The organism is Nonomuraea cavernae (genome assembly GCF_014646355.1).
In the GTDB taxonomy this organism is placed as follows: Bacteria; Actinomycetota; Actinomycetes; order Streptosporangiales; family Streptosporangiaceae; genus Nonomuraea; species Nonomuraea cavernae.
The window spans coordinates 44,517-67,126 of record NZ_BMNH01000028.1 but is presented as its reverse complement, the minus strand read 5'-3'; the positions used below and the strand labels follow the sequence as shown (position 1 = coordinate 67,126).

General features: G+C 70.7%; 18 protein-coding genes. 7 read left to right on the top strand and 11 right to left on the bottom strand.

The genetic code is table 11. The annotated features are described in order from the left end of the window. Positions 1 to 16: 16 nt before the first annotated feature. From hisC to IEY82_RS31495, 7 genes are all read right to left on the bottom strand, one after another. Positions 17 to 1,075 carry a histidinol-phosphate transaminase gene (gene hisC, locus IEY82_RS31525; protein ID WP_189127913.1) on the bottom strand — a complete coding sequence of 353 codons (1,059 nt, stop codon included), beginning with the start codon at positions 1,073 to 1,075 and terminating at the stop codon, positions 17 to 19. A 61-nt stretch (positions 1,076 to 1,136) separates the two neighbouring features. Beyond that, on the bottom strand, positions 1,137 to 2,426 hold the full coding sequence (locus IEY82_RS31520; RefSeq protein WP_225262869.1) for an ATP-binding protein: 1,290 nt from the start codon (positions 2,424 to 2,426) through the stop codon (positions 1,137 to 1,139). Between the two features lie 116 nt (positions 2,427 to 2,542). After that, positions 2,543 to 3,208 (bottom strand): NUDIX hydrolase, encoded by a 666-nt coding sequence (locus IEY82_RS31515; protein WP_189127912.1) that lies wholly within the window; start codon positions 3,206 to 3,208, stop codon positions 2,543 to 2,545. A 27-nt stretch (positions 3,209 to 3,235) separates the two neighbouring features. Further along, entirely contained in the window at positions 3,236 to 5,023 is a 1,788-nt protein-coding gene (locus tag IEY82_RS31510; RefSeq protein WP_189127911.1) for a DUF4434 domain-containing protein, read from the bottom strand. A 43-nt stretch (positions 5,024 to 5,066) separates the two neighbouring features. After that, complete coding sequence (locus IEY82_RS31505) at positions 5,067 to 6,155, bottom strand: glycosyltransferase (protein WP_189127910.1); 1,089 nt, start codon at positions 6,153 to 6,155, stop codon at positions 5,067 to 5,069. 19 nt (positions 6,156 to 6,174) lie between these two features. After that, a complete protein-coding gene (locus IEY82_RS31500; protein WP_189127909.1) occupies positions 6,175 to 7,437 on the bottom strand; it encodes a nucleotide sugar dehydrogenase in 1,263 nt (420 codons plus the stop codon). Between the two features lie 115 nt (positions 7,438 to 7,552). Next, positions 7,553 to 9,226 carry a glycosyltransferase family 4 protein gene (locus IEY82_RS31495; RefSeq protein WP_189127908.1) on the bottom strand — a complete coding sequence of 558 codons (1,674 nt, stop codon included), beginning with the start codon at positions 9,224 to 9,226 and terminating at the stop codon, positions 7,553 to 7,555. Between the two features lie 56 nt (positions 9,227 to 9,282). Between IEY82_RS31495 and wecB the strand changes: the two genes are divergently transcribed. Continuing rightward, entirely contained in the window at positions 9,283 to 10,413 is a 1,131-nt protein-coding gene (gene wecB, locus IEY82_RS31490) for a non-hydrolyzing UDP-N-acetylglucosamine 2-epimerase (RefSeq protein ID WP_189127907.1), read from the top strand. A gap of 66 nt (positions 10,414 to 10,479) precedes the next feature. Next, positions 10,480 to 12,516, top strand: coding sequence for a glycosyltransferase family protein (locus IEY82_RS31485; RefSeq protein ID WP_189127906.1), 2,037 nt, complete (start codon positions 10,480 to 10,482; stop codon positions 12,514 to 12,516). Between the two features lie 59 nt (positions 12,517 to 12,575). On the opposite strand, the gene IEY82_RS31480 is transcribed toward IEY82_RS31485, so the two are convergent. Further along, positions 12,576 to 13,247, bottom strand: a complete 672-nt coding sequence (locus IEY82_RS31480; RefSeq protein ID WP_189127905.1) for a hypothetical protein — start codon at positions 13,245 to 13,247, stop codon at positions 12,576 to 12,578. A gap of 403 nt (positions 13,248 to 13,650) precedes the next feature. Between IEY82_RS31480 and IEY82_RS31475 the strand changes: the two genes are divergently transcribed. Beyond that, positions 13,651 to 15,453 (top strand): FAD-dependent oxidoreductase, encoded by a 1,803-nt coding sequence (locus IEY82_RS31475; RefSeq protein ID WP_225262870.1) that lies wholly within the window; start codon positions 13,651 to 13,653, stop codon positions 15,451 to 15,453. Positions 15,454 to 15,491: 38 nt separating this feature from the next. Here IEY82_RS31475 and IEY82_RS31470 read toward each other — a convergent pair whose 3' ends face one another. Continuing rightward, the gene (locus IEY82_RS31470; RefSeq protein WP_189127904.1) at positions 15,492 to 16,274 is read right to left on the bottom strand and encodes an SDR family NAD(P)-dependent oxidoreductase; all 783 of its coding nucleotides are present in this window, start codon (positions 16,272 to 16,274) and stop codon (positions 15,492 to 15,494) included. Between the two features lie 111 nt (positions 16,275 to 16,385). Between IEY82_RS31470 and IEY82_RS31465 the strand changes: the two genes are divergently transcribed. The 4 genes from IEY82_RS31465 to IEY82_RS31450 are packed head-to-tail and all read left to right on the top strand — an operon-like array spanning position 16,386 to position 19,864. Then, positions 16,386 to 18,548, top strand: a complete 2,163-nt coding sequence (locus IEY82_RS31465) for a sensor histidine kinase (RefSeq protein WP_189127903.1) — start codon at positions 16,386 to 16,388, stop codon at positions 18,546 to 18,548. Then, positions 18,545 to 18,952, top strand: coding sequence for a roadblock/LC7 domain-containing protein (locus tag IEY82_RS31460; protein ID WP_189127902.1), 408 nt, complete (start codon positions 18,545 to 18,547; stop codon positions 18,950 to 18,952). The genes IEY82_RS31465 and IEY82_RS31460 overlap by 4 nt, the downstream gene beginning before the upstream one ends. Continuing rightward, positions 18,949 to 19,311, top strand: coding sequence for a DUF742 domain-containing protein (locus IEY82_RS31455; RefSeq protein ID WP_189127901.1), 363 nt, complete (start codon positions 18,949 to 18,951; stop codon positions 19,309 to 19,311). The genes IEY82_RS31460 and IEY82_RS31455 overlap by 4 nt, the downstream gene beginning before the upstream one ends. Next, the gene (locus IEY82_RS31450; protein WP_189127900.1) at positions 19,292 to 19,864 is read left to right on the top strand and encodes a GTP-binding protein; all 573 of its coding nucleotides are present in this window, start codon (positions 19,292 to 19,294) and stop codon (positions 19,862 to 19,864) included. Before IEY82_RS31455 ends, IEY82_RS31450 begins: the two co-directional genes overlap by 20 nt. On the opposite strand, the gene IEY82_RS31445 is transcribed toward IEY82_RS31450, so the two are convergent. Both IEY82_RS31445 and IEY82_RS31440 read right to left on the bottom strand, forming a co-directional pair. Then, positions 19,861 to 20,238: a DUF742 domain-containing protein gene (locus IEY82_RS31445; protein ID WP_189127899.1), complete on the bottom strand. Its 378-nt coding sequence runs from the start codon at positions 20,236 to 20,238 to the stop codon at positions 19,861 to 19,863. The two genes, IEY82_RS31450 and IEY82_RS31445, sit on opposite strands and share 4 nt — an antisense overlap. Next, positions 20,235 to 22,568 carry a sensor histidine kinase gene (locus IEY82_RS31440; RefSeq protein WP_189127898.1) on the bottom strand — a complete coding sequence of 778 codons (2,334 nt, stop codon included), beginning with the start codon at positions 22,566 to 22,568 and terminating at the stop codon, positions 20,235 to 20,237. Before IEY82_RS31440 ends, IEY82_RS31445 begins: the two co-directional genes overlap by 4 nt. Between the last annotated feature and the right edge of the window lie 42 nt (positions 22,569 to 22,610).

Sequence of the window (22,610 nt, the reverse complement as noted above, 5' to 3'; positions counted from 1 at the left end):
GGGTAGGCAGGCGTCGTCAGCCCCGGAAGGCGGCCGCCGCGGCGAGGAACGTGTCGTTGGCCTCCGGGTCGCCGATCGAGACACGGGCGCCCTCCCCCGCGAACGGCCGCACGGCCACCCCCTCGACCGCGCAGGCCTCGGCGAAGTCGAGGGTGCGCTCGCCCAACCTGAGCCAGACGAAGTTGGCCTCGGTGGGCGGGACGGTCCAGCCCTGCGCGATCAGCGCCTCGCGCACCCGGGTGCGCTCCTTGACCACGAGGTCGACCCGCTCCAGCAACTCGTCCTCGGCCCGCAGCGAGGCGACGGCCGCGACCTGGGCGAGGTGGTTGACGGCGAACGGAATGATCGTCTTGCGCACCGCCGCGGCCACCGGCTCGTGCCCGACCAGGTAACCGACCCGCAGCCCCGCCAGCCCGTACGCCTTGGAGAACGTACGCAGCACGCAGACGTTGGGCCGGTCGCGGTAGAGGGTCAGGCCGTCGGGCACGTCCGCGTCGCGTACGTACTCGCGGTAGGCCTCGTCGAGCACCACCAGCACGTCGCCGGGCACCCGGTCGAGGAAGGCCGTCAGCTCCGCTTCGCGGATCGCGGTGCCGGTCGGGTTGTTGGGGTTGCACACGAACACCATGCGGGTCCGGTCGGTGATCGCCTCGGCCATGGCGTCGAGGTCGTGGTCCTCGCCGGCCAGCGGCACCCGCACGGACCGTACGCCGGCCAGGTCGGCCAGCAGCGGGTAGGCCTCGAACGACCGCCAGGCGTAGACCACCTCGACGTCCGGCTCGCCCACGGTCTCGAACAGCTGCTGCGCCACGGTCACCGAGCCCGCGCCGAGCGCGACGTGCTCGTACGGCACCCCGAACCGCTCGGCGATGGCCTCGGTCAGCCCGGTCGCGCCCGGGTCGGGGTAGCGATGGATCTGCCGCGCCCCCTCGGCGATCGCCTCCAGCACCGACGGCAGCGGATCGTAGGGCGACTCGTTGGAGGAGAGCTTGTACGAGCGGCCGTCGGCGGCGGCGACGGCCTTGCCCGGCTTGTAGGCCGGCATCGTGTCGAGGATCGGGCGAAAACGAGGCATGTCCTCACCTTATGAAATGCCGGGCCCAGCGGCATCCTCACCCCGGCCGCATCGACGCCGTTCACGGAAGGCGAGCGTGCCCCCACAGGGCTGACAGTGGAAGCATCTGGATGCCCTCGCCCAGGGACACACTCTGGTCGCCGAGATGCAGGACGACCCCGCCAACGAAACGGTCGCCGATCGAGTCGCGCAACCAGCGCAGTTGGGCCGCGTCTCGCGCCGAAGGGGAGGCGCTGGCCTTGATTTCGATGCAGGCCACGCGCCCGTCATAGCGTTCGAGGACGAAGTCGACCTCCCGCCCATTGCGGTCGCGGAAGTAGTGAATTCGGAAGGGCTCGGCCGTCGTCGAACGGAGCTTGGTGAGCTCAGTGAAGGCGAAGGTCTCGACGAGCCCTCCCAGCGCGTTGTTCCCCGGCGTGCGCAACGACCGCTGCTCGACGCGCAACACGAAGGCCGCGAGACCGGAGTCGGTGAGAAAGGTCTTCGAGGACTTGGCCGCTTTGGACGAGTGGTTGGTCGACCAGGCGGGGGTCGTGGCGGTGAGGAACACCCCGTTGAGATAAGCGAGATAGTTGCGGATGGTGTCCCTGCTCAACTCGGTGCTGCGCGACAGGTCGGCGATCTCTGAAGTGCTGCCCGCACGCGCGGCGAGAAGGGCAAGGAGCCGTGGTATCGAGTCTCCGTGCTGGATGTGGGCGAACTCTCGGACATCCCGGGAGATGACGGTGCGCAGGTAAGCATCGAACCACTCCCTGCGCTCACGCACGGGCATGGTGACCGCCTCGGGATAGCTCCCTCCGCAGACGAGATCGAGATAGTCGCTCCGGCTCCATGGGGAGAGCGACCCCGATCGCAGAGCACCGGGCTCGGTGAACAGCAGGTCGCAGAAGTCAGACGGTCCCGACGTACGTTCGGCCATCGAGAAGGGCCATAGATCCAGGAAGGCCGCCCGACCCGCCAACGACTCCGACAGCCTGGGAACGGTCAGGAATTGGGCGGAGCCGGACAGGATGAACTGGCCACGGCTGCGATCCTGGTCGACCGCGCGCTTGATGGTCAGAACGAGCGGATCACCGGCACGTTGCACCTCATCGATCAGGAGCGGGCGAGCGGCCTCGCCCACGAGCGTGCGAGGGTCGGCCAGAGCCGCCGTCAGCTGGACGGGGTCATCCAAAGACAGGAACTCACCTCCATAACGATCACGATAGATCTCCATCAGGGTCGTCTTGCCTGCCTGTCGAGGTCCGTTGACCACCACGACCCTGAACGATCTCATCAGCTCAGCGAGCCGGCGCTCCGACAGCCGCGGAACAAGGTCGTCCATGCGTTCCCCCAACTCGTCACTTCGCATGGCGCCAACCCTACATTTCGTCCGGCTGCGACTCGTCACTTCGTCCAGACAGAACTCGTCACTTCGTCCAGGAGAAGCTCGTCACTTCGTCCACCTCTGGCGTCAGGTGTGGGCGGTCAGACCTTGAGGGAGCGGAGCATCGGGGGGTGGAGGAGCTCGGCCGGGCCGCGGCGGTAGAGCTTGGCGGGGCGACCGCCGTCGCGGGTGGTGGTGGCGCCCGTCTCCACCAGGAAGCCCTCGGCTTTGGTGACCTTGCGGTGGAAGTTGCGCGGGTCGAGGGAGCGGCCCCAGACGATCTCGTACACCCTGCGCAGGTCGGCCACCGTGAACTCCGGAGGACAGAAGGCGGCGCCCAACGGGGTGTATTCGAGCTTGGCCCGGGCCCGCTCGATGCCGTCGAGCATGATGCGGCGGTGGTCGAAGGCCATCACGGCCAGCTCGGCGAGCGGGCGCCAGCTCATGTGGGCCTGCTCGGAGGCGGGCAGGTCGGGCGCGAGCCCGAGGTAGGCGACGCTCACGACCCGCTGGCGGGGGTCGCGGTCGGGGTAGCCGTAGGTCTGGAGCTGCTCCAGGTGCACCGGGGCACCCGGCAGGCCGGCGCGCTCGCCCAGGATGCGCTGGGCTGCGGCCGGGAGGTCCTCGTCGAGCTGGACGAAGCCGCCCGGCAGCGACCAGCGCCGCAGGAACGGCGGGTTGTCGCGCCGCCAGACGAGGGCGCAGAGCGCCTGGCCGCGCACGGTCAGCACGACCAGGTCGACGCTGACCGGCACGCACGGAACCATGGCAGGCACGTTACACTCAGCGGCCGTTCACGTGCCGACCCGGACGTGCAGCCGCTCCGTGGTCTCCTGCCCCGAGGGCAGCCGGACGCCGATCCTGAGCCAGTCGCCGGGCTCGGCCTGCCCCCAGTCGAACGGCACCCAGGCGGTCTGCATGCCCTCGGGCAGCTCCTCCAGCGGGTCGTCGTCGAGCCAGCCGGCGGTGGCCACGTCGAGGTCGACGGAGCCGCCCGGCCACTCGACGGTGACCGTGCCGTCGGTGAAGTTGTAGCCGCGCACCTCGATGCCGTCCTGGACGTCGCGCGCGCGCCGGATCGCGTCCACCGCGATCGGCCGGCCCCAGTCCTTCATGACCTCGGTCTCCAGGGACGGCGAGCCGCACGTCATGAAGTCGCTCCACATGTACGAGACGATCTTCTGGACGTATCGGCCGGCCATGGTGACGGCCTGGTCGAGGCGCTTCTTGTCGGTCTTGCCACGGGTGCCGCTGGCGGCGCACGGCTGGTCGCCCGACGGCTCGAACGCCTCGACGTTGGCCCACAGCTGCACCTCGTGACCGGCTTCCAGCATCTTCTCGCGGGCCAGCGACATCTCGCGGTAGTAGTCGCGCGTCGAGCCGTGGTAGGCGGTGTCGTACGTGCTCTCCCCCACGACGGGGCGGAGCCGCTCGTCCACCTCCTCGCCGCGCTCGTCCGGCCAGAACAGGCCCACCTTGCCGGTGCCGCGGCTGTCCTGCGGCGCGATGATGCCGACCCCGGTCTGGGCGAGCGCCGTGAAGCCCTCGGCCACCTGCTTGGGCGTCTGGCCGAAGGCGACCCGCTTGCGCGCGTCGAGGTAGGGGCTGATCAGGATGGGCTTGTTGGGCAGCTCCTGCTCCACGATCGTGTGCTGGTCGGCGTAGACCCTCAGCGTGGGATTGGAGACCAGGGTGCTCGACATCTGCACCTCGAACGGCTGGTAGACGCCGCCGAGCGAGGCCCGGTCGGCGAAGCGCACACCGTAGTCCTGCAGGATGCGGCGGGTCAGGGTGGTCAGCGTGCCGAGGTGCTTGGGGTTGGCCCGGGTCGGCATCTCCGGGTCGCGCGGCGCGAGCGGCAGCGCGGGGAAGACCCGCAGGCCGAACCGGTCGCCGAGGTCGAGCAGCTCGGTCAGGCTGTCCTTGGCCGCGCCCGCGATGAGGATCAGGTCGTACGGCTTGGCCTTGCCGAAGTCGCAGGTGGCGTCGTCGGAGCCGTCCATGGGCGCGAGCACCCGGTAGTAGACGCGCTTGCCCGCCGGAATCGATCGTTCCATCTGGGCGCAGCGGAACAGGTCGGGGCCGAACGCCTCGTCTGTGCGGTAGACGTAGGTGCGGGCGATCCGGTTGCCCGGGTTGGCCTCCTTGAGGTCGCGCTCGGCCGCGGCGTGGCAGCTGAGCCCGTCCTCCTCGCACGGCTCGTAGAGCGAGTCGACCTTGCCGTCCTTGGCCCGGACGCGGCCCCGGTCGTCGAGCTCCCGGTACTGCAGGCCGTACCCGATCCTGATCACCGTGTCGCCGCCGAGGCTGTGGATCTCCTGCATCTGCTTGCGCCAGGTGCAGGGGTTGGACTTGGGCGTGACCCAGTAGCCGGTGACGGCGTAGGGGGCCTTCTCGCCGGTGTCGAACGTGCCGCACGGGTCGGTGAACTCGCTCACCTGGGGCGTGGGGTCGTCGCGGGTCGGGGTGGCGCTGACCCGCTGGCTCACGGGCTCGGACGGAGGGTCATCGGGAAGGACGACGATCACGGCCGCCACGGCGGCCAGGATCACTGCGCCCAGGAACACAAAGAGCCAGCGCACGTTGAAGAACCTACCGCTCTCGGGATCTGCCGGAGATAAGCCGCTATTTCAGCAGCCCGGCCCAGTCTTCGAGCTGGGCCACGAACCGTTTCGCCGAATTGGGCCAGTGGTGGTTGGCACGTGCCGACGCGTAGCCGCGCGCGCCCTGCGCCCGCCGCTCCCGTACGTCGTCCCGCAGCGTGAGCACGGCCTGCGCCACGGCCTTGGGGTCCTCCCAGGGCACCACGACGCCGCTTTCGTACCGCTCGACCAGCTCGACCGCGCGGGGGGACGGAGTCGTGATGACCGGGATGCCGTGCGCCATGTACTCGACGATCTTGGTGGGCATCGAGTGCCGGTAGTTGGGCTCGTCGTGCAGCAGGGAGAGCCCGGCCAGCGCCCCGTCGAGCCGCTTGAGGGCCTCGTCGTTGGGCATGAAGTCACGCCACTCCAGCAGGCCCTCGGTCACCGCCTGGTTGAGCAGCGGACGGCTCTGCGGGTCGGCGTAGCCGATCAGCTCGACCGCCACCCGGTACGGCTGCAGCAGCCGGGCCACCTCGATGGCCTCCAGCACACCCCGCGCCCGCGACAGCCAGCCCAGGTAGACCACCCGGTCGTCGCCCGGCGGGGTGACCGAGTCGGGCACCCACGTCTCGTTCGGCACGATCAGGTGGGCGTGCTTGAACCTGCCCGCGTAGGCCGTCTCGGCCAGCAGCAGGTGCATCCGACGTTCGGCCGTGCTCTCCAGCATGCGGGCCAGGAAGCGGACGGGCGGGCGCAGCAGCGAGGGCAGCCACGGCTTGAGCGAGAGCGTCGCCGGAGTGTCCTCGTGCACGTCCCACACCACGGGCGGGCTGTTGCGCACGCCCCAGACGGCGAACAGCAGCTCGGGGTCGTGGATCAGCACCAGGTCGACCTTGCCGCGCATCCGCTTGAACACCCGGCGGGCGGCCAGCACGGCCGCGACGCGCTTGCGCTGGGCGGCCCGGGGCAGATCGACGCCGGTGACCCACGGCCTGGGGACGACCCCGTGAGCCGTGAAAGAAGCCGCATACGTGACCTCATGACCGGCATCCACGAGGGCGCGGATCTGCCGATGCAAGATCCTCGCATCCTCGGGGTTATGCACCACCGTCATGACGAGCACGTGCACTGCGCGCAGCCCTCCGTCGCTACAGCCGCTCGACGCGTTCACCCTCGGTGAGAACACCGCGGGTGTCGAGCACGAGCCGGGCCTTCGCCTCCACCATGTCCAGGTCGAACGCGGCGTGCTGCTGGAGCAGCAGTGTCACGTCGGCACCGGCCACGGCCTCGGCCAGATCCTCTTCACGCGGCACGGGTGTGCCGTCGACCGACCACTCCTTGACATGCGGGTCGGCGAACGAGAGATCGGCGCCCAGTTCCAGCAGCGCACGCGCCACCGGTAGGGCCGGGGTCTCGCGTTCGTCAGCGATGTCCGGTTTGTAGGTAACGCCGAGCATAACGACTCTGGCGCCGTTCACGGGCTTCTTATGCCTGTTCAGCAATCGCTGTACGCGGGCCACCACGTAGGACGGCATCCGCTCGTTGATCTCCTGGGCCAGCTCGACGAACCGGAACGGGTAGCCGAGCTTGCGCACCGTGTAGGACAGGTAGGACGGATCGACGGGGATGCAGTGCCCGCCGACCCCGGGGCCGGGCAGGAACTTCTGGAACCCGAACGGCTTGGTGGCCGCGGCCTCGATCGACTCCCACAGGTCTATCCCGAGCTCGTCACAGAAGATCGCCATCTCGTTGACGAGCGCGATGTTGACGTGCCGGTAGGTGTTCTCCAGCAGCTTGGCCATCTCGGCCTCGCGGGTGCCGCTGACGGGCACGACCTGCTCGATGAACTGGCCGTAGAAGGCGGTCGCCCGGTCGCGGCAGGTCGCGGTGTAGCCACCGACCACTTTGGGGGTGTTGCGCAGCCCGAACTTGGGGTTGCCCGGGTCGATCCGCTCGGGCGAGAAGGCCAGGTGGAAGTCGACGCCCGCGGTCAGGCCCGAGGCTTCGAGCAGCGGGCGGGCCACCTCGTCGGTGGTGCCCGGCCAGGTGGTGGACTCGAGCACGACCAGCGTGTCCTTGGTCAGGTTGCGGGCGACGGTGGAGGTCGCCCCCTCGACCGCGGACAGATCCGGCCGGTGGTCCTCGTCCAGCGGGGTCGGCACGCAGATGACGATCGTGTTGCTCGAGGCCAGCACCGACTCGTCGAGCGTGGCGCGGAAACCGCTGACCAGCATGTGATCGAGGTCGGCGTCGGTCAGGTCATCGATGTAGGACTGCCCGGCGTTGAGCGCGTCGACCTTGCGAGGGTCGACGTCCACGCCGACGACCCGGAGTCCGGCGGCCACCGCTTCCTTCGCGAGCGGCATGCCGACGTACCCCAAGCCGATGACAGCCAAGTCGATTTCTGTCACAGCTGTACCTTGGAGGGCCGGAAACAACACTTCATGGTGGCAAAGGTTATCTCAAGTCCACCTAGCTCACGCCTAATGCGACTGAACATGTCACAACAGACAGCCAAACGGGAGGTCATCGTTCGGCAAGGTCCCGGTAGAGGGATCGATAGGTTTCGGCTACGCGGCTCCACGTGCGCTTGGTCGCCACTTCGGCCCGTCCGGCCTCGCCCATCTCAGCGCGCCGGGCAGGGTCCTCGCGCAGGCCCGCGATCGCCTTGGCGAGCGCGGCCGGATCGCCCGGCGGCACCAGCAGGCCGGCGCCGTCGGAGCCGACCAGCTCCGACAGCGCGGGCAGATCGCTGAGCACGACCGGCTTGCCCAGCGCCATCGCCTCGACCGGCTTCAGCGGCGTGACGAGCCGGCAGACGCGGAGATCCTCACGCGGGCAGACGAAGATGTCGATGGCCTCCTGGGCCTGCAGCGCCTCGTCGGGGCCGACCCGGCCCGGCAGGATGGCGGTCTTGAGCCCCAGGTCCTCGACGATGGCCAGCAGGTTGTCCCGCTCGGTGCCGTCGCCCACGATGAGCACCCGCACCGGCGCGCCCTCGTCGCGCAGCAGCGCCGCCGCACGCAGCAGCGTCGCGAACCCCTCGTACGCCACGATGCTCGACACCGAGCCGACCACGATCTCGTCGGCGCCGATGCCCATGGCCGACCTGAACGACGCGCCGTCGTAGTGGGCGGTGAGCAGCGTGTCGTCGACCGCGTTGGGCGCCAGGAAGACGCGCTCCCTCGGCACGCCCCGCTCGACGATCTCGGTGGCCATCGTCTCGGCCAGCGTGACGACCGCGTCGGCCTCGCGCATCAGGAACGCCTCGCGCTCGCGCTGGAGCACGTGCCGCTCGCTGCCGACCCGGACCGGGTCGCGCGAGGCCCAGGTCTCCTCCAGGAAGCCGCGCACCTCGTAGACGAAGGGGGTGCCGGTGCGCTCGCGCACGGCGTGGGCCACGGAGCCGTTGCGGTGGTCGGTGGCCGCGTGCAGGATCTGCGGCCGCAGCTCGGCGACGAGCCTGGTGACCGACTCGGCGCCCTTGACCATCCGGCCGCGCATCTCGAACGGCATCTCGCCGTGCCCGTCGGGCAGCAGCCGGTGGTAGGGCGTGCCGTCGATCTCCTCGTACGGCGTGGCGTCGGCGTGGCCCTGGAACATCGGCCAGCCCCAGCTGGTGACCACGTGCGGGTCGAGGCCGAGGGCCCGCTGGGCGGTGACGATGCGGTGGGTCCTGACGGTGTAGCCCGCCTGGGTGTAGGGCAGGGCGTTGGTCACGCAGTGGAGCACCCGGCCCTCGACCCGCTCGCCGACGGCCACCTTGGGGCCGGGCGGGATGGGGTCGGGGCTGATCGCGGCCAGCTCACCGCGGTAGTAGGCGGCCCGGCGCTTGACGAAGGGGTACTTGGCGTGGGCGTCGAGCACCTCGGCCGCCCGGCTGACCCGCCCGGCGTCCCAGTGCTCCTTGGCCTCGTTCCACGGCGCCTTGATCATCCGCATGCCGAGTTTGCGGGCCGCGAGCCTCGCCCGGCGGGCGGCCGGCCAGGCGACCCGGCCCACCATCGGCCGGAGCCGGGGCGGGAGGGCGTCGGCGGCGGCCTGCGCGACCCGCACCGGGTCGGATTTCACCTTGGTGAAGACCACCCGGGAGACGATGATCGGGTGCTGGACGAAGCCCTTCAGAAGCCCACTGACACCGGCACGCGCGGACTTGGCGGAAACCTTGGGGGAGTCTGGACGACTGGCGTCGGATGCCACGCGGTGACCGTACCATAGGCAGCGTTTTTTCCCTTCCGCTCCGAAAGGCGAGGTCAATGAGGGAGAACCCCCTGGTCCTGCACGTGCTGGGAGCGCGTCCCAACTTCGTGAAAGCGGCCCCGGTGGTGCGGGCCCTCGGCGAGCTGGGCGTGCGGCAGGGCATCGTCCACACCGGTCAGCACTACGACGCGCTGATGTCCGATGTGTTCTTCGCCGACCTCGGCCTGCCCGAGCCCGTGGCCAACCTGGGGGTCGGCTCCGGCACCCACGCCAAGCAGACCGCGGCCCTGCTGGTCGGCCTGGAGGAGATCGTCCTCGGGCAGGACCCCGGCCTGGTCGTGGTCTACGGCGACGTCAACTCCACGCTGGCGGCCATCCTCGTCTGCGCCAAGCTGGGCGTCCGCACGGCGCACGTGGAGGCGGGGCTGCGCTCGTTCGACCGGGGCATGCCCGAGGAGGTCAACAGGATCGTCACCGACTCGCTGTCCGACCTGCTCTTCGCCACCTCCCCCGACGCCCTGTCGCACCTGGCGGCCGAGGGCGTGCCGGCCGCCAAGGTGCACCTGGTCGGCAACCCCATGATCGACAGCCTGTTCTCGGCGCTGCCGTCGCTGGACCCGGCGCCGGTGGTGGCGCGGCTCGGCCTCCCGGACCGGTATGCCGTGGCGACGCTGCACCGGCCGGCCAACGTGGACACCCCGGAGGCCGCGCGCGAGCTGGTCTCGTCGGTGCTGGAGGTCGCGCGGCAGATCCCGGTCGTGGTGCCGATCCATCCCCGTGGGCGCACCCGGCTGGCGGAGGCCGGGCTGGTCGACGGGCCTTCGGTCAGGGTCGTGGACCCGCTCGGCTACGTGGACTTCCTGTCGCTGGTGCGCGGGGCCGCGCTGGTCGTGACCGACTCGGGCGGCGTCCAGGAGGAGACGACCATGCTGGGTGTGCCGTGCCTGACGGTCCGGCCCAACACCGAGCGGCCGATCACGATCACGCACGGGACCAACCGCCTCGTCACGCCCGCCCTGCTGCCCGCCGCCGCGGAGAAGGCGCTGGCCGACGGGGCCTCGACGCCGTCCGGGGAGCTGCCGCCGCTCTGGGACGGGGCCGCCGGTCCGCGCATCGCCCGGGTGATCTCGGCCTGGCTCAAGGGGGACAACCTCTCGCCGGCCGCCCAGGGCACGCGTTCCGAATAACCCCCCATTCCGTACGGGTTACGCCGTACCATGACATACCTCCGCGAGCGATAGGCGAGCATCCTCATGGCCGAAACCCCCGAAGAGCCCACGTACCAGCGGCTCGGCCCCGTCAACTGGCTGCCTGAGGAGCGCAAGCTCGTCGAGAGGTACGAGGCGGAGATCAGGGAGCTGCGCCGGCGTCTGGAGATCTCCGAGGCGCGGGCCGCCTACGCGTCCTGGAAGCTGGAGGCCACCCAGGCCAAGCGGACGTTCAAGCTCGGCGAGGCGATCGGCTCCAAGAAGCCCGGCAAGGTGCTGGAGGCGGTCCGCTCCAAGGACAGGGCGCCCAAGCCGCCCGTCCCGGTCAGCGAGGCGGTCGAGGTGGCCAATCACCGGCCGCCGCCGGTCGAGGTGCCCGCGGTGAAGTGGCCGGCCGGCCCGGTGAACCGGCCCGGCCTGCGCGTCGCGGTGATCCTGGACGACTTCTCCCGGATGGCGTTCCGGTACGAGTGGGACCAGATCGAGTTCGGGCTCAAGGACTGGCCGGAGATCTTCGCCGACAAGCGGCCCGACCTGCTGTTCTGCGAGTCGGCCTGGCACGGCAACCAGGGCCGCTGGCGCTATCAGATGACCGGCACCAACGCGCCCAAGGAGCCGCTGCGCGACCTGGTGGCCTGGTGCCGGGCCGAGGGCATCCCGACGGTCTTCTGGAACAAGGAGGACCCGCCCAACTTCGACTTCTTCATCGACACGGCCAAGCTGTTCGACTACGTGTTCACCTGTGACGGTGACATGGTGCCGAAATATCGGGAAATATTGGGTCACGACCGGGTGGACGTGCTGCAGTTCGCCGCCCAGCCCCGCGTGCACAACCCGATCCAGCAGAAGCAGGGCCGACTGCACGACGTGGTCTTCGCCGGGATGTACTTCCGCGACAAGCACCCCGAGCGGCGCGAGCAGATGGAGGTCGTCCTCGACCCGGTGCGCGAGCTGGGCCTGCACATCTTCGCCCGCAACGGCGAGGTCGACGAGAAGTACGGCTGGCCCGAGAAGTACCGCCCGCACATCGTGGGCGAGCTGCCCTACGACCAGATGCTCGCCGCCTACCGGATGTACAAGGTCTTCCTCAACGTCAACTCGGTGCTCGACTCGCCCACCATGTGCGCGCGCCGCGTCTTCGAGCTGTCGGCCTGCTCCACCCCGGTCGTCTCGGGCTGGTCGCGGGCGATCGAGGAGACGTTCGGCGACCTGGTGCCCATCGCCCGGGAGCCGGTCGAGTCGTACAACCAGGTGCTGCACCTGATCAACAGCCCCGAACTGCGGGCCCGGATGGGCCACCTGGCCATGCGGGAGGTGTTCGACAAGCACCTGTTCTCGCACCGGGTGGACCAGATCCTCCAGCTGCTCGGCCGGCCGGCGCCGGCACGGTCGCGGTCGATCTCGGTGGTGCTGCCGACCAACCGCGCCTCCCACATCGAGCACGCGATCTCCTCGGTGGCCAAGCAGATCCACCGGCCGCTGCAACTCGTCATGGTGCTGCACGGGCTCGACATCGACCCCGTCGTGGTGGCCGACAAGGCCCGCATGGCGGGCATCTCCGACGTCGTGGTGCTGCCCGCCGCCGCCGAGCTGTCGCTGGGCGCCTGCATGAACCTCGGCATCGCCGCCGCCGAGGGCGAGCTGATCGCCAAGATGGACGACGACAACCTGTACGGCGAGCACTACCTGTCGGACCTGGCCCGGGCCTTCGACTACACGGACGCGGAGCTGGTCGGCAAGGGCGCGCACTACGCCTACTTCGAGGGCCGCAACACCACGATGCTCCGCCTGCCCGGGCTGGAGCACCGCTACTCCTTCCTCGTCCAGGGCGGCACGTTCCTCGGCAAGGCCGAGATGTTCCGGTCCTACGGCTTCCCCGACCTCACCCGGGGCGAGGACACCCATCTCGTGCGCAGGCTGAAGGAGGACAGCGTCAAGATCTACTCGGCCGACCGCTTCAACTTCGTCTACTGGCGCGGCGCCGACGCGAGCATGCACACCTGGCAGGCCGACCACATCAAGCTGACCAGGAACGCGCAGTTCTCCTTCGTCGGCCGGCCCGACGACCACGTGCTGATCTGACGGCCACCTGCCGACCTCAGGCCGCCGGCCGTCCTGACGGCCTCGGCCTGGCCCGCCGGCTATCGGCTGATCTTGGCGAGCTGACGGTCGGCCACCTGGGCGAGCTGGAACAGGCCCCCGGACTTCACCTTCCGGCCCACGACGAGCAGGCTCAGGATCACGTTGCCCCGCCTGATCACCACTGACCCGACCTGGGCGTTCTGGCCGCCGCCCACGGCCGTGGTGAGGTAGGCGCGCGACTCGTCGCCCTGCCTGGGCATGGTCAGCTGCCGCGTGCCGTAGGTCACCCGGGTGCCCTCCACGTCGGCGGTGTAGTCGGCGCACTGCGCGGGCAGTGGCGGCGGGAAGACCGGCGAGGGCATCGCGACCAGCGCCTGGGTGATCGATCCCCGGTCGGAGGCGTAGGCGACGACGGCGGCCGGGGCGTTGGCGAGGGCCGGCTCGCCGGCGTCGAGCTGAGCGGCACCAGCGCACTCGGGCCGGGCCAGGCTGACCTGGCGCGCGGCCGCCAGCCCCTTCTTCGTCGACTCAAGCGACCCGAACGCCCCCGTCTCGGGTCCGTGGACGACGCGCATGCCCTGGGGCGCCGGCAGCAGCGCCAGGCGGAGCCGGCCCGCGTCGACGGGAGGCGCCGAGGAAGCAACCGAGGTGGCGGGCGTCGTGGGCGCTGAGGGCGTGGCGTCGGCGACGGGCTCGGCCGCCCTCCCCGCCGAGCAGCCCGCGATCACCACGGCGCCCAGACATATGCCGGAAAGAGCCTTGAAAATGAATTTCGGATTTCGCGCTATCAGCATATGGATAAACGCTAGAGGAGCCGCGCGGCGGGCATCCGACTAACGTCGCTATTCGCGGGATTCAGCGGTTCTACGGAGGCTCTCGGCTTCTGCCCCATTCGACGGCACGCTGTTCGCGAGAGCCATGACGCCACCCCTGACTGGGATCATGACCTCACTGACCAGGCCAAAGCTGATCTTGCCGGTGACACGGCCCTGCTCGCCGACCACTCGGACTCCCCCGCCGCGATGTTCCGAACGTTCCTCCAAACGGGCAAAGGCCGTAATAGGTCACGTAAAAAGTTCTCGAAAGGGTGCGCGGCGTAGTGCCGCATTTGCTCCCAGTCGCGAAGCTCGTGGTATGAGCGACATCAACCCGCGTGAGGCGCGCGATCTCGGGATGAGCCGGACGATTTCGCGCCGCGACTTCTTCGACGGCGTCGCCATGACCGTCGGGGTCGCCACGCTGGGCTCGCTCACCGGCTGCTCCGGCGACGGACCGCCGGGCGGCGCCGGGGCCGTCCAGCCGGGGGTGCGGGGCGACACCGCCGCCGCGCTGAGCGTGCCGCACGCGCTCCGCGACGACCGCTTCTGGCAGCACGCGGGCGCCCCCGAGCCCACCGGCGAGACCTATGACCTGGTGGTGGTCGGCGGCGGCGTGAGCGGGGTGAGCGCGGCCCACGAGTGGCTGCGCCGCGACCCGGCCGCCCGCGTCCTCATCCTGGACAACCACGACGAACTCAGCGAGGAGCCGCAGCTCGGCTCGGTCTCGGTGTGGACCCCCGAGGGCAGGGAGTTGCTGGACCGGCTGGACATCGCGGTGCGGGAGCCGGACGGCCGGCACTACCCCGCCCTCGGCATGTACGACAGCGTGCTGTGCGACCGGGAGACCTACCCGGTGGAGCGGCTGGTCTGTTTCACCCCGGAGATCGAGGCCGAGCAGTGGGTGGGCCGGCTGCCGATCGCCGACCGGGCCAGGAGGGACCTGCTCGCGCTCTACCGTGACCCGGTCGACTGGTTCCCCGGGCTGTCGCGGGAGCGGAAGCAGGAACGGCTGGCCGGCCTCACCTACTCCGCCTTCCTGCTCGACGTCTGCGGGACGCACCCCGACGTCGAGCGGTTCTGCCGGACCATGCCGAACGCCGACTGGGCCTACGACGCGCGGGCGTTCGGCGCGATCGACGCCTGGGGCCGCGCGGACGGCTGGGAGTTCCCCGGGTTCCGGGGCCTGCACCTGGACCGTGACAAGCCGTCCAGGTTCAACTCCCCCACGGTGCAGAAGGAGTGGGGCGAACCGCGCGTCCACTGCCTCCCGCAACGCGGCCGGACGCTGGTGCGGACGATGCTGGCCCGGATGATCCCCGGCTTCACCGGCTCCCGCGATCACGAACCGGCCGACCGGCGGCTGCTGGACCTGCCCGCCAACCCGGTCCGGTTCCGGCTGTCGAGCCCGGTCGTCTCGGTGCGTCACGACGGCCCGCCGGACACCGCGTCGTCGGTCACCGTCGGCTACTTCGACGGTCACGCGGTCAGGACCGTCGGCGCGGGCTCGGTGATCATGGCCTGCTGGCACACGGTCATCCCCCACCTGGTCCCGGAGCTGCCGGACGACCAGAGGCGGGCGCTGCGCGAGGCGGTCAAGCAGCCGCTGCTCCAGGCGACCGTACGGCTCCGCGACGGGGAGGCGTGGCGGCGCGTCGGCGTCCACCGCACCCGCTGGACGGGCGCCTACTGGTGCCTGTCGGAGCTCGACGGGAGGGCCGACCCCGCCGGCCCGGTCACCGCGCGCCTCGTCGCGACGCCGTGCCGGTCGGAGCTCGGCCCCGCCGAGGGCGCCGTCGCGGGACGGCACGCGCTGCTCAGAACGCCGTACGACCACCTGGAATACACCGTCAGGGACCAGCTCACCCGGCTGCTCGGGCCCGGCGGCTTCGACCCGGCCACCGACATCGAGGCCATCACGATCGACCGGTGGGGCCACGCTCAGGCGCCTGAGTACTGCCGGCCGTGGCACGCCTTCTATCCCGACGGCCCGTTCCCGGCGGACCTCGCCCGCCGGCCGTTCGGCAGGATCGCCATCGCGGGCTCCGACGCGATCCCGGCGGCGAGCGCCGACGCGGCCATCACCGCCGCCTGCCGCGCCGTCACGGAGCTGTCGACGTGAGCGCCCCCAGGCCGTGGCGGTGCGCGGCGGCGCGGCGGTCAGCCGGCCAGCGCGGCCAGGCTGGTCTGCCAGAGCCGCTCTGCCAGCTCCGGATCCGACATCGAGGGCACCCGTTCGAATCTCCCGCCGGAGTAGTAGCCGCCCGCGCGCTCGACGCCGTCGGGGTGGGTGGCCAGGTGCACCAGCGGGCGCGCCCCGTGCTCGGGCGGCTTGGCGAAGCCCGGCAGCGCCAGGGCCAACCGCATGAGCCGCGCGTCGCCGGCGAACCCGGTGCGGATCACGCCCGGGTGGAAGCAGGTCGCGGCCACCCCGCGGGCGGCCAGTGCGACGGTGAACAGGGCGTTGGCCTGCTTGGTGTCGCCGTACTGCAGCCAGCCGTTCCACCGGCGGTGTTCGCGCGACAGGTCATCGGGATCGATCCGGCCGCTCTGCCCGGCTCGCGAGGAGGTGGTGACCACCCGGTCCACCCGATCAGCCAGGGTAGAGGTCAGCAGAAGCGGCGCGAGATGGTTGACCTGAACCATCAGTTCGTGCCCGTCCTGAGTCATCCGCCGGTCCGGGCTCATCACTCCCGCGTTGTTGGCGAGCACGCCGATGCGCTCGTACCGCTCGCGCAGCAGGGCGGCCAGCCGGCGCACGTCGTCCAGCGAGCTGAAGTCGCAGGTCACCACGTCGCCCTCAGGTCCGGTGAGCGTGTCCGCCACGGCGTTCAGCCGGCTCTGGTCGCGCCCGACGAGGACCACCCGGTGTCCACGCCGCGAAAGCTCCTCCGCCGCGGCCGCACCGATGCCAGCACTTGCCCCAGTTATCACGCTAATCATCGTGTTCCTCCCACTGCGCCGGAACCCTATTCGGTGCTAGTCTCCTGTGCGATCTTCCGGAGGCGTATTTACACGAAACGTGGAAATATCCCTCGACTCCGAGGTTGGGACATGGGCTCGCAAAACCGGTCAATTCGGTTCAAGATCTTCTTATTACTCCTGTTACCCCTCCTGTCTCTGAGCGCGCTCTGGGGATTCGTGCTCAACCTCACCGTGGGCGACGGGCTGAGCCTGCTCCGGTCCAACACCGTCTACCAGACGGTCGGCGTCACCTCCACCGAGCTGGGACTTCAGCTCCAGGCCGAGCGGGCCCGGTCCGTCGTGGCCGTCACCACCCGTGATCTCACGGAAGATCTCGGCGAGCAGCGCACGCGGACCGACACGTCCGTCACCGGCTTCCGGCGGGCCGCCGCCGAAGCCGGCGACGCGATCGACGACGAGCTGCGCGGCCGGCTCGGCACCCTCGACCGCGAGCTCGACCGCCTCACCGCCATCCGGGCCGACATCGACACCGGCCTCAGCTCCCGGCTGACCGCGCTGAACGCGTACAACCGCGTGCTCGACGCCCTCTTCCGCCTCTACGACCACCTGGCCCCCGTGCCCGACCTGGCGCTCTTCCAACAGGCCTCGTCGCTGCAGACCATGGGCAACGCCCGGGAGGTCATCGCCAGGGAGCAGGCGCTCATCGGCGGCGCGCTCATCGACGGGCGGCTCACCCCGGACGAGGCCACCGCGTTCACCGAGTACGCCGCCACCCGCGGGTTCATGCACGCGCGCGGCCAGGCGGCACTCGACGTGGAGCTCCGCCGGCCGTACGAGCAGGTGTTCGCCGGCCCGGCCTTCCGGGACTTCACCCTGATGGAGGCGCGGATCGTCACCACCGGGGCGCCGCCGCCCGACGCCACCGCCTGGAACGCGACCGTCAGCCAGGTCATGGCCCAGCTCGACCGGGTCGGCGCCTCCTCCTCCCAGGTGGTCGCCGCCCGCGCCGCCGAGGCCGCCACCGCGACCCTCGTCCGGATCGGCGTCGCCGGCTGCCTCGGGCTCGCCGCCGTGCTCGCCTCGATCGTCATCTCGGTACGCTTCGGCCGCCGCCTGTCCGCCGAGCTGGCCGAGCTGCGCTCGTCCGCGCTGGAGCTGTCCGAGAAGCGGCTCCCCGGCATCGTCGAACGGCTGCGCCGGGGCGAGGACGTCGACGTCGAGAAGGAGGCCAAGCCGCTCAAGGTCAGCGGGTCGGCCGAGATCACCGACGTGGCCAGGGCCTTCGGCTCCGTGCAGCGCACCGCCGTACGGGCCGCCGTGGGTCAGGCCGCGCTGCGGCGCGGAGTCGGCCAGGTCTTCCTCAACCTCGCCCGGCGCAAGCAGGGGCTGCTGCACCGCCAGCTGGGGCTGCTCGACAGCATGCAGCGCCGCACGCACGACCCCGACCGGCTGGAGGAGCTCTTCCGCCTCGACCACCTGACCACCCGCATGCGACGGCACGCCGAGAGCCTGATCATCCTGTCCGGCGCCGCCCCCGGCCGCGCCTGGCGCAACCCGGTGCCGGTGCTCGACATCGTCCGGGCCGCGGTCGCCGAGGTCGAGGACTACACCCGCGTCGCCGTCGAGACCATGCCCGCCGGCGCCATCGACGGCGAGGTCGCGGCGGACCTGACCCACCTGGTCGCCGAGCTGATCGAGAACGCCACCATCTACTCGCCGCCCAACACCCAGGTCCAGGTCCGAGGCGACCTGGTGAGCAACGGCTACGCGATCGAGGTCGAGGACCGCGGGCTCGGGCTGTCGGAGGCGGAGTACGGGGCGTTCAACAAGTTGCTGGCCGACCCGCCCGAGTTCGACCTGGCCGACAGCGACCGGCTCGGCCTGTTCGTGGTGGCCAGACTGGCCGAGCGGCACGGCATCAAAGTGCTGCTGCGGCGCTCCCCGTTCGGCGGCACCACCGCGATCGCGCTGGTGCCGCGCTCCCTGGTCAACAGCCAGCCGGCGCTGCCGCCCGCCGTCAAGGAGCCGTCGTCCACGACACGCGGGCGCACGCTGCCCAGCCGTACGAGGAAGAAGGCCCTGGCCGTGGTGAGCGGCGGCACCCACGCCGGCCTGCCCACCCGGGTCCGGCAGGCGAGTCTCGCACCCCAGCTCCAGGCGAAGCCACCACCCGAGCCGGAGCCCGAGCGAAAACCCGAACGCTCTCCCGACGAGATACGCGATCTGTTCTCCGCGTTCCAACGGGGAACCCAGCGCGCACAAGAAGAAGCAACCGAAAAGGGGGAGGCATGAGCGTGCCGACGACCAACACCGGCGAACTGAACTGGCTACTCGACGACCTGACGACCAGGGTCGCGGCGGTGCGCCAGGCGGTCATCCTGTCCACCGACGGCCTCGCGGTCGGCTACTCCAAGGGGCTGACCCGCGAGGACGCCGAACACATGTCGGCCGTGGCCGCCGGGTTCCAGAGCCTGGCCCGCGGCACGGGACGCCACTTCGGCGGCGGCGACGTCCGCCAGACCATCGTCGAGATGGAGTCGGCGTTCCTCTTCGTCACCGCGGCCGGACAGGGCACCTGCCTGGCCGTGCTCGCCGACGCGAACGTGGACGTCGGCCACATCGCCTACGAGATGGCGATGCTCGTCAAGCGGGTCGGCCAGCACATCTCGACCAATCCACGGACGACCGCGCCATGACGGAGCCGGCGCAATGGCTGGATGAGGACGCGGGGCCGATCGTCCGGCCCTATGCTCTCATCCGCGGCCGTACGAGGTCCTCGGGGGAGATGCTCGATCTCATCGCGACCGTGAGCGCCATCGGTGACCCGCCGGACGGCCTCGGACCTGAGCAGCAGCTCATCCTGCGGGTGGCGTGTGAGCCGATCACGGTGGCCGACCTGGCCGTCGAGCTCGACCTGCCCATCGGAGTGGTCCGGGTGCTGCTCGGCGACCTGCTCGACGGCGGTCTCATCTCGGTGAAGTCCCCCTCAGCGGCCCGGCCGCGTGCGAACGAGGGCATTCTCAAGGAAGTGATCAATGGACTCCGGGCTCTCTGAGGACCCCGTCGCGCTGAAGATCCTCATCGCCGGCGGTTTCGGCGTGGGCAAGACCACCCTGGTGGGGTCGATCAGCGAGATCAAGCCGCTGCGCACCGAAGAGGTGCTCTCCGACCGAGGCATCGGTGTGGACGACCTCGACGGCGTGGAGGCCAAGACGACCACGACGGTCGCGATGGACTTCGGCCGCATCACGATCCGCGAGGGCCTGGTCGTCTACCTGTTCGGCACTCCGGGGCAGGAGCGCTTCTGGTTCATGTGGGACGAGCTGTCCTACGGCGCGCTCGGCGCGGTCGTGATCGCCGACACCCGGCGGCTGACCGACTGCTTCCCCTCGGTCGACTACTTCGAGCAGCGCGGCACCCCCTTCGTGGTGGCCGTCAACTGCTTCGACGGCGCCGACCAGCACAGCGTCGACGACGTGCGGATCGCGCTCGACCTCGACACCGACGTGCCCGTGCTGCTGTGCGACGTGCGGCGGCGGACCTCGGCCAAGGAGGTCATGGTGACGCTGGTCGAACACTCCCTGCGCACCCTGACCGCGGCCGGCTAGAGCGCCTTGAGGCCGTTGATCACCTCGCGGAGGAGGCTCTCCGTGGCCACGCCGGCCTTGGCGTGCGGCGGCCGTACCGTGACCAGCCCGTAGTCGAGCAGGTCGCCGAGCAGCACCCTGATCACTCCCACCGGGAGGTTCATCTCGGCGGCCACCTCGACCACGGGCCTCGACTGCCCCGAGACCGAGCCGATCAGGCGCCGGTGCTGCGCGCTCAGCTCGGCCTTGGACGGCATCGGCTCGGTCGTCGCCGAGATGTGCGAGAGCAGGTCGATCGCCGGCGAGGAGGGCCGGGTGCGGCCGCGGGCGACCGCGTACGGCCGCACGACCGGACCGGCCTCCTCGTCGACCCATTCGTCGGGCTCGCGGCTCACGATAGAGATCCCCCATCCTGATCGCTCTCCTGGCGCCCCCGCTGCCAGCCTGACTGCAGTGAGGAGAGCAGTGCCCTGGTCTCCTCGGGTGAGCGCTCCCGCACGGGCTCCACGAGCTCCGCGAGCTCCGCGTCCTCGCGGAGGTCGGTGGGCTGCGGCTGCCTGAGTTGCTCGGGCAGGTTGGCCTGCCGGGTACGGCGGGGCAGCCCCGACTCGGAACCCGTCTGGGAGCCGCGCTTGGAGACGCGGACCCGGCGCGGCAGACCGCCCGCCGGCGGCGGATTCTGGGCCGACGGGTTCGGCACCTGCTGGTTCTGGCCCGGTTGGTTCAGACCCGGCTGGTTCAGACCCGGCTGGCTCAGACCCGGCCGGCCCTGGCCCGGCTGGTTCAGGCCCGGTTGGTCGTCACGCACGACCGACACGGACACCGACTCCAGCTCGGGCAGCTCGATCGGCGGCGGCAGCGCCTCGACCAGCGCCCCCGGCACCAGCACGATCGCGGTCGTCCCGCCGTACGGCGACGGTTTGAGCGTCACGACGATGCCGTGCTTGGCCGCCAGCATGCCGACCACCGCGAACCCCAGCCGCTCGGTCTGCGACGCGTCGAAGTCGGGCGGGCTGGCCAGCCGCTCGTTGATGGCCTGACGCATCTCGGGCGGCAGGCCGAGACCCCGGTCCTCGATCTCCACCGCGAAGCCCCTGCCGACGAGCTCGCCGCGGACCGACACCTCGTTGCCGGGCGAGGAGAACGAGGTGGCGTTCTCGATCAGCTCGGCGAACAGGTGCATCAGGTCGGCCACGGCGGCGCCGGACACGCCGCACTCGGGCATCGGGTAGACCCGGACCCGGGTGTACTCCTCGACCTGGGCGGCGGCGCCGTTCAGCACGTCCTCGACCGGGATGGTGCCGCGCCAGCGGCGCCCCGCCGCGCCGCCGGACAGCAGCACCAGGCCCTCGGCGTGGCGGCGCATGCGGGTGGTCAGGTGGTCGAGCTTGAACAGCCGCTCCAGCGCCTCGGGCTCCTCGGTGTCGCGCTGCATCTCGTCCAGGAGCCTGAGCTGGCGTTGCAGCAGCGACTGGCTCCGCCTGGCCAGGTTGCGCAGTGCCTCCGACACGCCCTGCCGCAGCCTGGCCTGCTCGACCGCCGCGTCCACGGCGGTGCGCTGGACGCTGCCGAACGCGGCGGCCAGGTCGGCGACCTCGCTGGTGGCTCCTCGGGACACCTCGATGGGCGGCGCCTCGGTCTCGACGTCGACGTTCTCGCCCTTGCGCAGCTTGGTCACGACGCCGGGCAGCCGGACCTCGGCCAGGTCGAGCGCGGACCGCCGCAGGCCGGTCAGCTCACCGGTGACGCGCCTGCCCACCCGGATGGACATGACGACCGAGAAGACGACCGCCAGCAGGCCGAGCACGCCGGCGATGCCCGCCCGCAGCAGGATGGCGATCCCGGCCGGCTCCATCTTGGCGAGCAGGCGGTCGCCGCCGTCCCAGATGACCCGGGTGTAGTCCTTCATCACCGGGTCGGCCGTGCCGCGCCAGAGCTGCATGTCGACGGGCTTGCCGGAGATGGCCGACTCCAGGGCCCGTTCCATCGTGTTGTAGCGGGAGGTGGCGGCGAGCCGTTCGAACGGGGCCCGCAGGTCGGCGTCGAGGTTGGCCATGGCCTGCGGCCACAGGTGGGTCCGGGCGCCGTCGATGCCGGCGAGCTGGTGCACGTCGTGCATGGTCGCCCGGCCGTTCGCCGCGACGATCAGCGCGTGCTCGCGGCTCAGCAGCTCGCGCACCCCGTCGGCGGCGATCAGGCCCTGACTCTGCCGGGCCAGCTCGACGTCGCTGCTGACCGTGATCGTGGAGTAGAGCAGGTGCACGGCGTCGGGAATCGTCGCGTACTCGGTGATCAGGGTGCCCGGGGTGAGCCGGCCCGTGTCTACCAGCCGCCTGATCTCCGGCAGCCGGTCGATCGCGGCCAGCGCCTCCTTCAGCCGGCCCTTCATCTCCGCCGTGAGGGCGTCCTGGACCTCCTCCGACAACGCCGACTTGGCCAGCCTCTGCCTGCTCCGGTCCGCGGCGGCCCGGCTCTCGGCCAGCGCGGTCCCGTCGGAGGCGGTGCCCGCGATCCGTTCGGCCGAGGCCAGGCGCTCCACCTGCAGATGGGAGACCAGCCCGTCGGCGTCGTCGATCACGCCGTTCCAGATGGTCTGCACCTTGAGCAGGTTCAGCGCCTCACCGGAGGTGGTGGCGGCGGCGAAGCCCCACAGGGCGATCAGGGATACCAGGGGGACGACGAGCAGCGTCGAGATCTTGGATCTGATGGATCTGCCCGATGCCATGACACCTGCTCCCGGATAGAAGATCGCCGGAGAGAATAGCAC

Excerpts from the sequence above, each read along its gene's own strand:
- hisC (WP_189127913.1), bottom strand. The coding sequence starts at position 1,075 with ATGCCTCGTTTTCGCCCGATCCTCGACACGATGCCGGCCTACAAGCCG.
- IEY82_RS31520 (WP_225262869.1), bottom strand. The coding sequence starts at position 2,426 with ATGCGAAGTGACGAGTTGGGGGAACGCATGGACGACCTTGTTCCGCGG.
- IEY82_RS31515 (WP_189127912.1), bottom strand. The coding sequence starts at position 3,208 with ATGGTTCCGTGCGTGCCGGTCAGCGTCGACCTGGTCGTGCTGACCGTG.
- wecB (WP_189127907.1), top strand. The coding sequence starts at position 9,283 with ATGAGGGAGAACCCCCTGGTCCTGCACGTGCTGGGAGCGCGTCCCAAC.
- IEY82_RS31485 (WP_189127906.1), top strand. The coding sequence starts at position 10,480 with ATGGCCGAAACCCCCGAAGAGCCCACGTACCAGCGGCTCGGCCCCGTC.
- IEY82_RS31475 (WP_225262870.1), top strand. The coding sequence starts at position 13,651 with ATGAGCGACATCAACCCGCGTGAGGCGCGCGATCTCGGGATGAGCCGG.
- IEY82_RS31470 (WP_189127904.1), bottom strand. The coding sequence starts at position 16,274 with ATGATTAGCGTGATAACTGGGGCAAGTGCTGGCATCGGTGCGGCCGCG.
- IEY82_RS31465 (WP_189127903.1), top strand. The coding sequence starts at position 16,386 with ATGGGCTCGCAAAACCGGTCAATTCGGTTCAAGATCTTCTTATTACTC.
- IEY82_RS31460 (WP_189127902.1), top strand. The coding sequence starts at position 18,545 with ATGAGCGTGCCGACGACCAACACCGGCGAACTGAACTGGCTACTCGAC.
- IEY82_RS31455 (WP_189127901.1), top strand. The coding sequence starts at position 18,949 with ATGACGGAGCCGGCGCAATGGCTGGATGAGGACGCGGGGCCGATCGTC.
- IEY82_RS31450 (WP_189127900.1), top strand. The coding sequence starts at position 19,292 with ATGGACTCCGGGCTCTCTGAGGACCCCGTCGCGCTGAAGATCCTCATC.
- IEY82_RS31440 (WP_189127898.1), bottom strand. The coding sequence starts at position 22,568 with ATGGCATCGGGCAGATCCATCAGATCCAAGATCTCGACGCTGCTCGTC.